We start from the raw sequence: 13,066 nt of genomic DNA, 5'->3' as shown, positions 1-13,066 counted from the left end.
ATGCGTCGGCAATATCAGGTCTTCCCGGCCCGCCGTTTTTGCGGCTTCACCCACCATCGCCATGCTCACAACTCGCCGATATCCGGTGTTCGCTGGTCAGCGTCAACCAGGCATCAAGCCGCTCGACATCGCCCTGCAGGCAGTGCAGACCCAGCTTGGTCCGGCGCCAGAGGATGTCCGCGCTGCAAGTCGCCCATTCGTTATCCAGCAAATACACCGCTTCCGCCTCATAGAGCCCGGGCACCAGCTCGCTCCCCAGCTGCGACATCGACTTTGCCTCGCCAATCAGCCGTTCGGCGCGGCGACCGTAGAGGCGACAATAGCGTTCGGCCAGCGAATCAGGCAGCCATGGATAACGCAGCTGGAAACGGGCAAGAAAAGCACTGAAATCCGGCACGGCACTCAACGTACCTAGCACGTCGAAATCGCCACCGGGCAAGGGCTTGGTTGCCGTCCATGCCGGCGCAGCCACATTCAATAGCGGCTGCAACAGCGCCAGCGCTTCGTCGGCCAGACGTCGGTAAGTGGTGATCTTGCCCCCCCAGACGTGCAGCAGCGGCGCCACGCCGGGCGAGGCATCACACTGCAAACGGTAATCCCGGCTGACTGTTGATGCATCGCCGGTCTCGCCGTCAAGCAAGGGCCGCACCCCCGAATAACGCCAGATCACGTCACTTGGGGCCACCGGCCTGGCAAAGTAACGGCTGGCCATGTCGCACAGATAGCGCTCCTCGTCGGCATCAATGGCCACAGTGGCCGGATCGCCACGGTAATCGACGTCGGTGGTGCCGATCAGGGTGAAATCCCCCTGAAACGGGATCGCGAAAATGATGCGTTGATCAGGGTTCTGGAATAAATAAGCGAACGGATGCTCGAACAGCTTGGGCACAACGATGTGGCTGCCCTTGATCAGCCGCAGGCCACCGCGGCTCGGATTCGGCGTGGCCAGCTGGGCGAATTCGCCGGCCCAGGGCCCGGCAGCGTTGACGAGCGCGCGCGCGCTCAGCTGCGCGCTGGAGCCATCGCGCTGGCGCAAGGTGATCAGCCAGTGATCGTCAACGCGCTCGGCAAAGCTGCAGCGCGTTTGCGTCAGGATGCGCGCACCGTGCTCGAAGGCATCGAGTGCATTCAAGACCACCAGCCGGGCATCGTCGACCCAGCCATCCGAATAAACGAAAGCGCGCTTGAATGCGGGTTTGAGCGCCCGCCCGGCCACATGCGTATCCAGACGGATCGAAGCGGATGCGGGCAAGAGCCGCCGCCGCGCCAGATGATCGTAAAAGAACAGCCCGGCACGGATCAACCACGCCGGCCGTTGCGCCGCGTCGTGCGGCATCACGAAACGCAGCGGCCGGATAATGTGCGGTGCCAGCTGCAACAGCGTTTCACGTTCCTGCAGCGCCTTGCGCACTAGGCCGAACTCGTAATGTTCGAGATAGCGCAGCCCGCCATGGACCAGCTTGGTACTGGCCGACGAAGTATGTTGCGCCAGATCGTCCTGTTCGCACAGCAGCACCCGCAAACCGCGCCCGGCCGCATCTCGGGCGATCCCGGCACCATTGATGCCGCCGCCGACGATCAGCAGATCACAAGGCGGAAGGATGGACAAGGTCGGCATAAGCGCAGCGGTGCGACAGAGGGTCGCAAGAGTTCATCTGCTCAAAGTGTAGCCAGCACATCGGAAAGGAACTGAATTTCGAGGGAAATACCAGCGGCAGAACGCACGCCGGAAAAAGAAAAACGGCCTGACATTGCTGTCAGACCGTTCTCAAATATGGCGTCCCCACGGGGATTCGAACCCCGGTAGTCACCGTGAAAGGGTGGTGTCCTAGGCCTCTAGACGATGGGGACTGCGGTTGAAGAAGTGGTGCACCCGGAGCGATTCGAACGCCCGACCCTCTGGTTCGTAGCCAGATACTCTATCCAACTGAGCTACGGGTGCACTGTAACTTCAACTTTACTGCTCTTTATGGCGTCCCCACGGGGATTCGAACCCCGGTAGTCACCGTGAAAGGGTGGTGTCCTAGGCCTCTAGACGATGGGGACGTCGTTTAACTCTTGACTTCAGTACTGCTAAAAATTCAAATCGGCCGCCTAAGCGGCCGACTTCAAACTGGTGGAGGTAAACGGGATCGAACCGATGACCTCTTGCATGCCATGCAAGCGCTCTCCCAACTGAGCTATACCCCCCAAAAGAGATGCACAGTATATAAACAGGGTTTATCGTTGTAAAGCGTTTTTTGAACTATTTTTCGATAAACCGCCATTTTCATACTTTCCCTATCGAATCAGAACGGCGTCCACCATGCAGGGTCTTCAAAGAAGCCCTTTGTCAGGGTCTCGGTATCCGGATAGTTCTTCAACAGGATGCGCTTGGTGTCGTCACGCAGCTCGGTCAAACCGAGCTTGTCATAACTGATCACCATCATCGCCAAACCGGCTTCCACCTGCTTGGTGTTCGAATAGGTTTCGATCAGGTGTTTGCCACGATTGGCCGCGGCCAGATAGGCGCCGCGCTTGTAATAGTACTTGCCAACGTGCAGCTCGTAACTTGCCAGTGCGCCAAGCAGATAAGCCATACGCACTTGCGAGTCGGCAGCATACTTGCTTTCTGGAAAGCGCTGAATCAGTTCCTTGAACGCCTCGAACGATTCCTTGGCGGCCTTCGGATCACGTTCGGACATATCCTGCTTGGAAATCGCCGACAGGAAGCCCTGTACTTCATTGAAGCTGACCAGCCCCTTCAAATACAGCGCGTAGTCCATGCTCGGGTGAACCGGATTGCTCTTGATAAAGCGATCAATCGCGGCTTGCGCCAGCAAGGGCTCTTGGTTCTTGTAATGGTTGTACGCCTCGTCAAGCTGGGCTTGCTGCGCGTAACGGCCATAAGGAAAGCGAGCCTCAAGCTTTTCCAGCAGTTTGGTTGATTTCTCGAAGTTGCGATCGGTCTGCTCGGCCTTCGCTGCGCCATACAGCTTCTCGGCTGACCAGCCTTTGGTTTCGTCATCGTCAACCTGAGTCGAGGCGCAGCCGGCGAGTAGCACTACGACCGAAGCGCACGCGAGGAATCGCGGTAGAATCTTGCCCATGATGCATCCTGATTTAGAACCCGACGATTATAGCGACATAAGCGAGTCGCGTGTCCTGACTGCGCCGGCAGATATTGCTGGTCAGCGATTGGACGCGGCCCTTGCCCAACTGTTGCCCGATTACTCACGCAACCGGCTAGCCACATGGATCAAGGACGGACTGGTTACCGTTGACGGCCAAGCCGCCAGCCCCAAACAAAAACTCTGGGGCGACGAAACCATTACAGTCCAGATTCAGGCCAGTCCGGAAGAAGTCGCCTTCCAGCCCGAAGATATCCCGCTCGACGTCGTTTATGAAGACGACGCGATCATCATCATCAACAAACCCGCCGGCCTGGTCGTTCATCCCGGTAGCGGCAACTGGTCCGGCACGCTGCTGAACGGTCTGCTGTACCGCTATCCGCAGCTGAAGGGCGTGCCGCGTGCCGGCATCGTTCATCGCCTGGACAAGGACACCAGCGGCTTGATGGTCGTCGCACGCACACTCGTGGCGCAAAACTCGCTGGTGCAGCAGTTGCAAGCGCACACGGTCAGCCGCCATTACTTCGCCATCGCCCAGGGCCTGGTCAAGCGTGATGGCACCGTCGATGCTCCGATCGGCCGCCATCCGCGCGAGCGTATCAAAATGGCCGTGGTCGGCACCGGCAAGCCGGCAGTCACGCATTACCGCGTGCTTGAGCGCTTTACCGCACACACGCTGGTCGAATGCAAACTGGAAACCGGCCGAACCCACCAGATTCGCGTGCATATGGCGCACATCGGCCATCCGCTGGCAGCCGATCCGGTCTATGGCGGCCGGCAGAAGTTGTTCGCTCCCGAGATCATGCTGGCCTTGCAGGACTTCGATCGCCAAGCGCTGCACGCCAAGAAACTCAGCCTCGTCCACCCGACGACCGGCAAGACGATGACGTGGAAATCGCAGTTGCCACCCGACTTCGAAGGGCTGCTGGCTGCGCTGCGGATTCAGGCCGGCCTGAACAACAATGTCGACGACGATGATTGGGATGACGACGACGATCACGACGTCGAGCTGGTGTATGTCCGTGATTGAAGCGGCTGATTGCCTGATACCGGATTGGCCGGCGCCTGCGCGCGTGCGTGCGCTGCAGACCACTCGTAGCGGCGGCGTCAGCGCCGCGCCGTACACCAGCCTGAATCTGGGTGATCACGTTGGCGACGATCCGCTCGCCGTCGCCGCCAATCGCAATGCGCTGGCGGCCTTGCTGCCGGCCGGGCCGCTGTGGCTGACGCAAGTTCACGGCACCACGGTGCTCGACGCCGGACTGCCGCAGCCCGATCCCACCGCCGACGCCAGCATCGCCCGCGACACGCGCGGCGTCTGCGCCATCATGACCGCCGATTGCCTGCCGGTCCTGTTGTGCAACGATGCCGGCAGCGTCGTCGGCGCCGCACATGCCGGCTGGCGTGGCCTGGCGGGCGGCGTGCTCGAAGCCACTGTCGTCGCGATGGCCGTTCCCGGCGATACCTTGATGGCCTGGCTCGGGCCGACCATAGGCCGGGATGCGTTTGAAGTTGGCGATGACGTGCGCGACGCTTTTATCGCGCACGATTCCGCCGCCGCGAGCGCGTTCCGCCCCGGCAGGGCTCCCGGCAAACACTGGGCCGATATCGAGCTACTGGCGAAGCAAAGGCTCGCCGCCCTCGGCATCACCCGCGTCTATGGCGGCGGCTTATGCACGGTGTCGGATGCCGAACGCTGGTTTTCCTACCGCCGCGATCACCGCACCGGGCGCATGGCCAGCCTGATCTGGTTGCAGGATTAACCGGATAGAAACAGATGCGACAACGCCGCCCTCGGGCGGCGTTGTTCATTCAGCGGGGCTCATCGTCGGCAGGCGGGTGATTTTCCGCTTCGGCCATCTTGCGCGCCCGGACAATCTGGCCACGGCGCTTGAGCCAGACAATCAGCCAGCTCGGCAATACCCCAAGCAGAAGAATCCAGACGATCGCCTTGGCGATGCTGCCGCTGGCGGCGGCAAACATCACCACCACGTAGAGATAGCCGATAAGCAGGATGTACACGACAACGATCCGGTCTTTGAATACGAGGCCCGAATGATACGACAGCCACGCAGCGCCCACGTCGGCGTGGAATGGAATATTACGGCGACCAGCACACGATGAGTTTGTCAGAATGGAGACCTGCCCTCGTCCGACACCTCAATGACGCTGTCTCGCCTTGCGTGTTTCGTCCTGCCCTGCCTGCTCGCCGCAATCGCAAGCGCTGTGGATGCTCCGTATCTGTCCGATGACGGTCGCTCGCCGCTGCCCGACATCGGCAAGAGCATCGGCCGGATCACGCCAACCGATGGCGAGAAGGCACTGGCGCAGCTGACCGAACAATCACTGTCGGCCGGCCAGTACGGCTGGCGCAGCAACTTGCTCGACCGAACGTCGAACGGCCTGGAATCGCTGCTCGACCGCTACGGCAAGGCCAGGCTCGACGCCAGCATCGGCGACGATGGCCGGCTCGGCTCGGCCAGCGCCGACTTCTTGCTGCCTTTTGATGAAACCACGCAGCGCAGCCGCTTCACCCAGCTCGGCATTCGCAACGACCACGACCGCACCGTGACCAATGTCGGCGTGGTGCAGCGGGAGCAGAACGGCGGCTGGACCAATGGTTATAACGCCTTCGTCGATCAGGAACTCGGTACCGAAACCACCCGGCTCGGCTTTGGCACCAGCAGCAACACCGATTACCTGAGCGTCGCCATGAATACCTATCTACCGGTCGGCGACTGGCGCGATGGCGAGACCCGCAGCGAACGCGCCGCACCGGGCTTCGACCTCAGCGCCCAAGCCTATCTGCCGAGCTATCCGCAACTCAGCGGCGGCCTCAAGTTCGAACGCTATCGCGGCGACGATATCACCCTGCCCGGCAGCGACATTGCACACGACAACCCGTCGGCGGTTACGGCATCGCTACAGTACACGCCGTTCCCTTTGCTGAGTTTGGGGGCCGACTACCGCCGTGACGATAACGATGAAAAGGACTGGCATCTGCAGGCGACGCTCTCCTACCAATTCGGCGTACCGCTGAATCAGCAACTGCGCAGCAACAGCAATAAACCCAGCCTGACTCGCGACCGCGATGCCTTCGTCGATCGTAACGGCGTACTGGCATGGCAGAGCCGCGAGGAGGCGACGCCGGCGTTCAGCGCCAGTCTGGCAGGCGATGTCGAAGGCGCACCGGGCCAAGCGGCCAATGTGACCCTGAGCATCCAGTCGCGCTACCCGGTGGTCAGCCTGGCCTGGCTCGGCGATGCGGCACCGCTGCTCAACGCCGCCGGCACCAGCCCGCTGCTCGGGCGTAGCGGTACGCTTGCGGCCAGAATACGTTTGACGCTGCCGCCGAGCAGCGGCCAAAGCTACTCGCTGGCGGCGCGTATCGTTGACAGCAATGGCAACGCCACAGTGACGCCGAGCATACAGATCCGCAGCCTGCCGGCGACGTCATAAGAAACGGGGCCAAAGCCCCGTTTCTTATGACGTTAGAGATACAACCCTGCATTCAGCCGCGCTTGTCGTGCTCGATCAGCGCATAAGCCGAGTGATTGTGAATCGACTCGAAGTTTTCCGATTCGACCGTATACGCCACCACGCGAGCATCGGCATTCAGGCGGGCAGCGACATCGCGCACCATGTCTTCGACGAATTTGGGGTTTTCATACGCACGCTCGGTCACGTATTTTTCGTCCGGGCGCTTCAACAGGCCATACAGCTCGCACGATGCTTCGGCTTCGACAATCTGCACCAGCTCTTCGATCCAGACGTGCTCACCGAGCGTCGCGGCAATGGTCACGTGGCTGCGCTGATTGTGCGCACCGTACTGGGAGATCTGCTTGGAACACGGGCACAGGCTGGTCACCGGCACCAAGACCTTCAGTTGCTGGCTGAACTGGCCGTTTTTCAGCTCACCAATCAGTGCGACATCGTAATCGAGCAGACTCTCGACGCCCGACACCGGCGCGGTTTTGTTGATGAAGTACGGAAAACGCATTTCCAGATAGCCGGCGTCGGCCTCAAGCCGTTCGCACATCTGCCGCAGGATGGTCTCGAACGAATCGACCGAGATCTCGCGCTCCTGGGTATTGAGAATCTCGACGAAGCGACTCATGTGCGTGCCCTTGAAGTGCTGGGGCAGGAACACATACATATCGAACGTGGCCACCGTGTGCTGCACGCCTTCGCTGCGGTCGGCAACGCGAACCGGATGGCGAATCGACTTGATCCCGACCTTGTTGATCGCAATATTGCGCAGGTCGGGGGTGCTTTGCACGTCAGGGATGGGCTGCGGGGCGTTCATCGAAGTTTCACTCCAGCGGTTATAAGCGCCTATCGCTTGATAACCGGTAATTAATTGAAAGCTGATTCATTATACCGGCGGCCAATAACCGAGTAAACCAGTCGGGAATTCATGTCCCCATGAGCGGGGCAAGCATCATCCAGGCTTGAGCGCCGTGAACATTTGCGTCACGGAACGGGTCAGTGCCGCAAGCATCGACTCGATGTGCGGCACCATATACGGCAAGGTCACATACATTGCGGCGACGCCGATCGCCAGCAGCAGCGGGAAACCGATCGCAAACACGTTCAGCTGCGGCGCGGCGCGGGTCATGATACCGATCGCCAGGTTGGTAATCAGCAAGGCGCCAACCACCGGCATCGCCAGCATCAGCCCCAACCGGAAGATTGCTGCAGCCTGCTCGACCAGCAAGCGAAAACCGGCCGAGCCGAGCGGTTGCGCATCCAGCGGCAGCACGGCGAAACTCTCGATCAGCACACGCAAGACAATCAGATGACCATTCAGCACCAGGAACAGCAGCAGCATCATCATATTGATGAACTGCGCGACGATGGGGACGTTGGCGGCACTGTGCGGGTCAAAGAAACTGGCAAAACCCAGGCCCATCTGCAGACCGATGATTTGCCCGGCCATATCGACGGCATTGAACATCAGCCGCACCGCAAAACCGAGCATCACGCCGATCAGCAACTGATTGACCGCGATCAAGAGACCAGCGGGCGAGATCACCTCGATGCCTGGTGGCGGCGTGATCAGCGGCGCAACCAGTACGGAAAGCGCAATCGCCAGCCCGACGCGCAAGCGCACCGGCACCACCTTGTTGGAGAAGATCGGGTCGGAAATCAGCAAGCCGAAAAAGCGGCAGAACGGCCACCAGAATAGCGCCAGCCAGAGCTCGATCTGGGCCTGCGAGACGGTAAACACCGCTTCAGCCTATCAGTTGCGGAATGCTCTGATACAGCCGCACCGTGTAATCCATCGCCATTTCAATCATCCATGGCCCGGCAAGGATGAACACGATAAAGGCGATGATCAGCTTGGGGATAAACGACAGCGTCGCTTCGTTGATCTGCGTCGCGGCCTGAAAAATACTCACCACCAGACCGGTGGCCAGCATCGCCAGCAACAGCGGCCCGCCGAGCAGCACCATCAGCTCCATCGCTCTTTGCATCACGGTGACTACGGTTTCCGGCGTCATGCGCTACCCCAGATAAAAGCTCTGCACCAGCGAGCCCATCAGCAGCGTCCAGCCATCGACGAGCACGAACAGCATCAGCTTGAACGGCAGTGAAATGATCACCGGCGACACCATCATCATCCCCATCGCCATCAACAGGCTGGCGACGACAAGATCGATGATCAGAAAAGGAATGAACACCAGAAAACCGATCTGGAACGCCGTTTTCAGCTCGCTGGTGACGAAGGCCGGCACCAGCACCCGCAAGCTGACGTCCTCCGGGCCGTTGGGTTTCTTCATCCCGGAGACTTCGATAAAGAACGCCAGATCCTTCTGCCGCGTCTGCTTGAGCATGAAGTCCTTCAAGGGCAGGCTACCCTTGTCGACCATCTCGTTGAAACTAATTTTCTGCTCGGAATAGGGCTGGTAGGCCTGGGCATAAATCTTGTCGAAGGTCGGCGCCATCACGAACAGCGTCAAGAACAGCGACAGGCCGATGATGACCTGATTGGGCGGCGCCATCGTGACGCCCAGTGCCTGACGCAACAAGGACAGCACAATGACAATGCGCGTGAACGCCGTCATCATCAGCAGCATCGCCGGCAAGAAACTCAGCGCGGTCAGAAACAGCAGCGTCTGCAGCGGCAGACTGTAGGCCGTGCCACCGGCGCCCTGCGTGGCACTCATGAACGGCAGGCCCGGATCGGCGGCCATTGCCGCACTCACGGCAAACAAGGGCAGTACGGCCAGCAGGTAGCGCTTCACCCTCGGCCCTTTTTCATCAGCGCGGCGAGTTTTTCTGCAAAAGGCGGCAACGATGCCGCCGGTGCGGATTCCGGTGCGCCTTCCGGGCGTGGCTGGCTATGCAGCAGGTTGACCGAATGAGCGGTCACGCCGAGCACCAGCCAGTTTTCACCCTGCTCGACAATCACCACGCGCTCTTTCGGACCAACCATCACGCCGGAAACCACACGCAACTGGTTGCCGGTTTGTCCGGGCAACAACGAAAAACGCCGGGCGAGCCATGCCGCGCCGACAATGAGCGCAAGCACCAGTGCCAGCATCAGCAACACTTGAACGAACTGCCCGACACCGGGTCCGGCAGTCGCGAGCGAAGCCGGCACCGACGCGGCTTGCGCCAGTGCACAGCCGGGCAGCGCGGCGAACACAACCGCAAACGAAGAAAAACGCATGGAATCTATTTGTGTAACCGGCGAATGCGTTCGGCCGGCGTAATGATGTCGGTGAGGCGGATACCGAATTTATCGTTGACGACGACGACCTCGCCCTGCGCGATCAGACAACCGTTGACGAGCACGTCCATCGGTTCACCGGCCAGACCGTCGAGTTCGACAACCGAGCCTTGCGCCAGTTGCAGCAGGCTGCGAATGGCGATTTTGGTGCGGCCCAGCTCGACCGTCAGCGTGACCGGAATATCGAGGATCATGTCGATATTGCCGCGCGCGCCGCCGGCGGCCGGTGCGGCGTCGAAACGCTCGAAAATATCGGCAGCCGGCGTGCTTGCCGGCGCCGCTTCGGTCACGGTGCCTTCACTTTCGGCCTGTTCGGCCATTGCCGCCGCCCAGTCATCCATAACCTCGTCGGCCTGGCTGTTGTCTGGCGTGTTCTCATCAGCCATGCTTTTCCCCCTGAGGTGCTTCATCCTGCGCGCCGTCGGGGGTGCCGAGCACCCGGTTGACCTTCAACGCATACTGGCCGTTGAGAATACCATATTTGCATTCGAGCACCGGCACCCCGTCCACCTCGGCCACAATGGCTTGCGGGATATCCAGCGAGATCACGTCACCGGCCTTGAGGTTGAGGATGTCGCCCAGCGTGATTTCGGTATTGCCCAGCGTCGCGATCAGATCGACCTCGGCGTTTTGCACTTGCGACTGCAATAGCGACAACCAGCGGTTGTCCGACTCGATCCGGTCGGCCTGCATGGTGCTGTAGAGCATGTCGCGAATCGGCTCGATCATCGAATACGGCAGGCAAACGTGGAAATCGCCGCCACTGGCGCCCAGTTCGATGCGGAAGGTATACGCGACCACGACCTCGGTGGGCGTCGCGATATTGGCGAACTGGGTATTCATTTCCGAGCGCAGATAGCTGAATTCGCATTCGAACACCGGTTGCCACGCTTTCTGGTATTCCTCGAACACCACATCCAGCAGGCGCTGAATGATGCGCTGCTCGGTCGGGGTGAAATCACGCCCTTCGACCCGAACGTGATAGCGGCCATCCGAACCGAACAGATTGTCGACCACCAGGAAAACGAAATCCGGATCGAAGATGAACAAACCGGTGCCGCGCAGCGGTTTCATCTGGATCAGGTTGAGGTTGGTCGGCACGACCAGATTGCGAATGAATTCGCTGTACTTCTGCACCCGCACCGCGCCGACGCTGATCTCGGCATTGCGGCGCATGAAATTGAACAGGGCAATGCGCAGATTACGGGCAAAGCGCTCGTTGATGATTTCGAGCGTCGGCATCCGGCCACGGACGATGCGCTCCTGCCGACCGATGTCGTAGTTGCGCACCGACGACGAATCCTGATCGACCTCGGAGTCGTCTTCTTCCCCGGTCACCCCACGCAGTAGCGCGTCGACCTCTTCCTGGGAAAGGATATCGTCTGCCATTGTTTAGGAGCCCGAACCCGTCGTTCGCAAAGACGCGAACACTATTGGACGATGAAGGTGGTGAAATTGACCGACAACACGCCTTCATCCTCGCTCTCGACGCCCAGAGCCCGATTGATCAGCATGCGAACTTCGCCACCCAGCTTGGTCATCCCATCAACCGCGCGCACGTCTTGCGGCGATTTGCTCCGCAGCAGCTGATTGATCTGGCTTTGAATTTTGGGCATCTGTGCCTTGATCTGTTCCTGGAACTTGGCGTCGGCAACTTCGACGACAATATCCGTTTGCAGCATGGCATCTTCGTCAGGCGAATTCAAATTGACGGTGAATTGCTGCAATTTTTCGAAAATAGGCACGTGATCCGCGTTTTTCGAGGTTTTCTTCTTGGCGGTTTCTTGCGTTTGCGCAGCACCGCCGTCGTCGCCGTGATCGGCCGAGCGCGTCAGCATGAACGCCGCCGCACCGGCGATCGCCAGCAGCAGCACCGCGACGACGATCACGATGATGATGATCAGTTTCTTACTGCCTTTCGGCGCCGCTTGGGCTTCGGCCATGAATTTCACCTGACTGCACGACGATAAATCGATTCGAAGCAGCTCGAATCGAACGGCTCCGGCGATACCGGAGCCTCAAGATAGGTCGGCGAGTATAGCAAAGATTAATAGTTAATTATAAACAAGCGCTTGCGCGCAATCAGGCATAGAAGCTCAGTCCGCCACCGCCAACGGGCAGGCGCAGCGTACCCAGGTCAACCCGCAAATCGGTGGGCTGATCTGTACTCTGGCTTGCCATGCCACGCTGCGCCGGGCCGGAATCGTGGCCAGTCTGCGCTTGCTGCTGCGTGTGTTGGTTCAGCGTGTCGCTGGCCACCTGAACGTTGACGAGCTGGATGCCCTGATCGGCCAGCAAGGCGGTCAAGCGGGGGGTGGCGGCGGCGAGCGCTTCGCGCACCGCGGCATGCTGACTGGCAAAAACGATACTGGCCTGGTCCTGCGCCAGCGTCAGCTGCACGTCCATCGGCCCAAGGTTGGGCGGATTGAGTTGCATTTCCAGCTTCTGTTCCTGCTTGCCGATCATCATGGCCACACGTTGCGCCACGGCGTCGCCCCAGCGCGGCTCGCCCACATGCGGCACGACGTTGTGTGTCGCCACCGGCTTGGTCGGCGCGGCGGCCTCGTCCACGCTGCGTAGCGGCGAGGCACCGAGCGGGGCCGCGCTCAACAGGTCGATGCCGCGCGGCTCGGCCGTCTCGGCATCGCCAGCGGCAAATCCGGCCGGCAAGGCTTTGCCGCCCACGGCAAGTTCGTCTATCGCGCTGGCGGCTGAATCGCTCCCGGCTGTTGATGCCACCGTACTCAAAGCGGGTGTCGTAGGCTGCTCGCCTTGAACCGGGCTCTGCACGGCCTGCGAAATCATCGCCGGCGTCACCGCCGCAGCCAGCGCATCAACACCGCCATCCGGCAGGTGTTCGCTGGAAACGGCCTCTTCTTGCGGCAGCGGCTGCGCCACTACCTGCGCCATCGATTGCAGCAACGCCAGCCACGGCGTCGCGGCGTCGCCGGGTTCGGGGGCATCGTCCTTGCGGCTCTGATCGGCCGAAGCGGCATCCTTGCCCGCCGGCACCGGCTGCCGTGCGGCGACCTCGCGGGCCAGCGTACTGCCAAAATCGTCGCCTTGCCCGGCATCGCGCGACGAGCTGGATTTGGGGGCAACGGAAGCGGCGGGAGCAGACAGCGTGACGACAGGACTAGCCATGTAAAACTCGCGAGCAGGGCAAGAGGAACCCTCTTAGAAGCAAAAGCAATGCCAAGCGCCACACTATCGATAAAGC

At 60.5% G+C, this 13,066-nt stretch carries 15 protein-coding genes and 4 tRNA genes; 3 read left to right on the top strand and 16 right to left on the bottom strand.

The window, feature by feature from the left end; translation table 11 throughout:
• Positions 1–46: 46 nt before the first annotated feature.
• The 6 genes from glpD to JLC71_RS01065 form a co-directional block, all read right to left on the bottom strand.
• The gene (gene glpD / locus JLC71_RS01090) at positions 47–1,618 is read right to left on the bottom strand and encodes a glycerol-3-phosphate dehydrogenase (RefSeq protein ID WP_200916850.1); all 1,572 of its coding nucleotides are present in this window, start codon (positions 1,616–1,618) and stop codon (positions 47–49) included.
• A 157-nt stretch (positions 1,619–1,775) separates the two neighbouring features.
• A tRNA-Glu gene (locus JLC71_RS01085) sits at positions 1,776–1,851 on the bottom strand.
• Between the two features lie 14 nt (positions 1,852–1,865).
• A tRNA-Arg gene (locus JLC71_RS01080) sits at positions 1,866–1,942 on the bottom strand.
• Positions 1,943–1,970: 28 nt separating this feature from the next.
• Positions 1,971–2,046, bottom strand: a tRNA-Glu gene (locus JLC71_RS01075).
• A gap of 68 nt (positions 2,047–2,114) precedes the next feature.
• Positions 2,115–2,190: transfer RNA gene (locus JLC71_RS01070), tRNA-Ala, on the bottom strand.
• A gap of 98 nt (positions 2,191–2,288) precedes the next feature.
• Positions 2,289–3,089 (bottom strand): outer membrane protein assembly factor BamD, encoded by an 801-nt coding sequence (locus JLC71_RS01065; RefSeq protein WP_200916849.1) that lies wholly within the window; start codon positions 3,087–3,089, stop codon positions 2,289–2,291.
• Here JLC71_RS01065 and rluD point away from each other — a divergent pair.
• Positions 3,088–4,140 (top strand): 23S rRNA pseudouridine(1911/1915/1917) synthase RluD, encoded by a 1,053-nt coding sequence (gene rluD, locus JLC71_RS01060; protein ID WP_200916848.1) that lies wholly within the window; start codon positions 3,088–3,090, stop codon positions 4,138–4,140. The two genes, JLC71_RS01065 and rluD, sit on opposite strands and share 2 nt — an antisense overlap.
• Positions 4,127–4,873 carry a peptidoglycan editing factor PgeF gene (gene pgeF / locus JLC71_RS01055; protein ID WP_200916847.1) on the top strand — a complete coding sequence of 249 codons (747 nt, stop codon included), beginning with the start codon at positions 4,127–4,129 and terminating at the stop codon, positions 4,871–4,873. Before rluD ends, pgeF begins: the two co-directional genes overlap by 14 nt.
• 49 nt (positions 4,874–4,922) lie before the next feature.
• On the opposite strand, the gene JLC71_RS01050 is transcribed toward pgeF, so the two are convergent.
• Positions 4,923–5,132, bottom strand: a complete 210-nt coding sequence (locus JLC71_RS01050; protein ID WP_200916846.1) for a hypothetical protein — start codon at positions 5,130–5,132, stop codon at positions 4,923–4,925.
• 141 nt (positions 5,133–5,273) lie between these two features.
• On the opposite strand from JLC71_RS01050, the gene JLC71_RS01045 reads away from it, so the two are divergent.
• Positions 5,274–6,569: an inverse autotransporter beta domain-containing protein gene (locus JLC71_RS01045; RefSeq protein WP_200916845.1), complete on the top strand. Its 1,296-nt coding sequence runs from the start codon at positions 5,274–5,276 to the stop codon at positions 6,567–6,569.
• A 52-nt stretch (positions 6,570–6,621) separates the two neighbouring features.
• Here the strand turns inward: JLC71_RS01045 and folE2 are convergent, their stop codons facing one another.
• The 9 genes from folE2 to JLC71_RS01000 form a co-directional block, all read right to left on the bottom strand.
• Complete coding sequence (gene folE2 / locus JLC71_RS01040) at positions 6,622–7,416, bottom strand: GTP cyclohydrolase FolE2 (protein ID WP_200916844.1); 795 nt, start codon at positions 7,414–7,416, stop codon at positions 6,622–6,624.
• Between the two features lie 135 nt (positions 7,417–7,551).
• Complete coding sequence (gene fliR / locus JLC71_RS01035; protein ID WP_200916843.1) at positions 7,552–8,340, bottom strand: flagellar biosynthetic protein FliR; 789 nt, start codon at positions 8,338–8,340, stop codon at positions 7,552–7,554.
• 4 nt (positions 8,341–8,344) lie between these two features.
• Positions 8,345–8,614, bottom strand: a complete 270-nt coding sequence (gene fliQ / locus JLC71_RS01030) for a flagellar biosynthesis protein FliQ (RefSeq protein WP_200916842.1) — start codon at positions 8,612–8,614, stop codon at positions 8,345–8,347.
• Positions 8,615–8,617: 3 nt separating this feature from the next.
• Entirely contained in the window at positions 8,618–9,358 is a 741-nt protein-coding gene (gene fliP, locus JLC71_RS01025; protein WP_200916841.1) for a flagellar type III secretion system pore protein FliP, read from the bottom strand.
• Entirely contained in the window at positions 9,355–9,786 is a 432-nt protein-coding gene (gene fliO / locus JLC71_RS01020; RefSeq protein ID WP_200916840.1) for a flagellar biosynthetic protein FliO, read from the bottom strand. The genes fliP and fliO overlap by 4 nt, the downstream gene beginning before the upstream one ends.
• Before the next feature lie 5 nt (positions 9,787–9,791).
• Positions 9,792–10,232 carry a flagellar motor switch protein FliN gene (fliN, locus tag JLC71_RS01015; RefSeq protein WP_200916839.1) on the bottom strand — a complete coding sequence of 147 codons (441 nt, stop codon included), beginning with the start codon at positions 10,230–10,232 and terminating at the stop codon, positions 9,792–9,794.
• On the bottom strand, positions 10,225–11,235 hold the full coding sequence (gene fliM, locus JLC71_RS01010) for a flagellar motor switch protein FliM (protein WP_200916838.1): 1,011 nt from the start codon (positions 11,233–11,235) through the stop codon (positions 10,225–10,227). The genes fliN and fliM overlap by 8 nt, the downstream gene beginning before the upstream one ends.
• Positions 11,236–11,276: 41 nt before the next feature.
• Positions 11,277–11,789, bottom strand: coding sequence for a flagellar basal body-associated FliL family protein (locus tag JLC71_RS01005; RefSeq protein ID WP_200916837.1), 513 nt, complete (start codon positions 11,787–11,789; stop codon positions 11,277–11,279).
• A gap of 139 nt (positions 11,790–11,928) precedes the next feature.
• Positions 11,929–12,990 carry a flagellar hook-length control protein FliK gene (locus JLC71_RS01000; protein ID WP_200916836.1) on the bottom strand — a complete coding sequence of 354 codons (1,062 nt, stop codon included), beginning with the start codon at positions 12,988–12,990 and terminating at the stop codon, positions 11,929–11,931.
• Positions 12,991–13,066 lie beyond the last annotated feature (76 nt).

The sequence above is a fragment of the Jeongeupia sp. HS-3 genome (assembly GCF_015140455.1).
In the GTDB taxonomy this organism is placed as follows: domain Bacteria; phylum Pseudomonadota; class Gammaproteobacteria; order Burkholderiales; family Chitinibacteraceae; genus Jeongeupia.
This window is presented reverse-complemented; position numbering and strand designations above follow the sequence as displayed.

What these genes read in the sequence shown, in the direction of transcription:
- glpD (WP_200916850.1), bottom strand. Translation starts at nt 1,618, where the DNA reads ATGCCGACCTTGTCCATCCTTCCGCCTTGTGATCTGCTGATCGTCGGC.
- rluD (WP_200916848.1), top strand. Translation starts at nt 3,088, where the DNA reads ATGATGCATCCTGATTTAGAACCCGACGATTATAGCGACATAAGCGAG.
- JLC71_RS01065 (WP_200916849.1), bottom strand. Translation starts at nt 3,089, where the DNA reads ATGGGCAAGATTCTACCGCGATTCCTCGCGTGCGCTTCGGTCGTAGTG.
- pgeF (WP_200916847.1), top strand. Translation starts at nt 4,127, where the DNA reads ATGTCCGTGATTGAAGCGGCTGATTGCCTGATACCGGATTGGCCGGCG.
- JLC71_RS01045 (WP_200916845.1), top strand. Translation starts at nt 5,274, where the DNA reads ATGACGCTGTCTCGCCTTGCGTGTTTCGTCCTGCCCTGCCTGCTCGCC.
- folE2 (WP_200916844.1), bottom strand. Translation starts at nt 7,416, where the DNA reads ATGAACGCCCCGCAGCCCATCCCTGACGTGCAAAGCACCCCCGACCTG.
- fliQ (WP_200916842.1), bottom strand. Translation starts at nt 8,614, where the DNA reads ATGACGCCGGAAACCGTAGTCACCGTGATGCAAAGAGCGATGGAGCTG.
- fliO (WP_200916840.1), bottom strand. Translation starts at nt 9,786, where the DNA reads ATGCGTTTTTCTTCGTTTGCGGTTGTGTTCGCCGCGCTGCCCGGCTGT.
- fliN (WP_200916839.1), bottom strand. Translation starts at nt 10,232, where the DNA reads ATGGCTGATGAGAACACGCCAGACAACAGCCAGGCCGACGAGGTTATG.
- fliM (WP_200916838.1), bottom strand. Translation starts at nt 11,235, where the DNA reads ATGGCAGACGATATCCTTTCCCAGGAAGAGGTCGACGCGCTACTGCGT.
- JLC71_RS01005 (WP_200916837.1), bottom strand. Translation starts at nt 11,789, where the DNA reads ATGGCCGAAGCCCAAGCGGCGCCGAAAGGCAGTAAGAAACTGATCATC.
- JLC71_RS01000 (WP_200916836.1), bottom strand. Translation starts at nt 12,990, where the DNA reads ATGGCTAGTCCTGTCGTCACGCTGTCTGCTCCCGCCGCTTCCGTTGCC.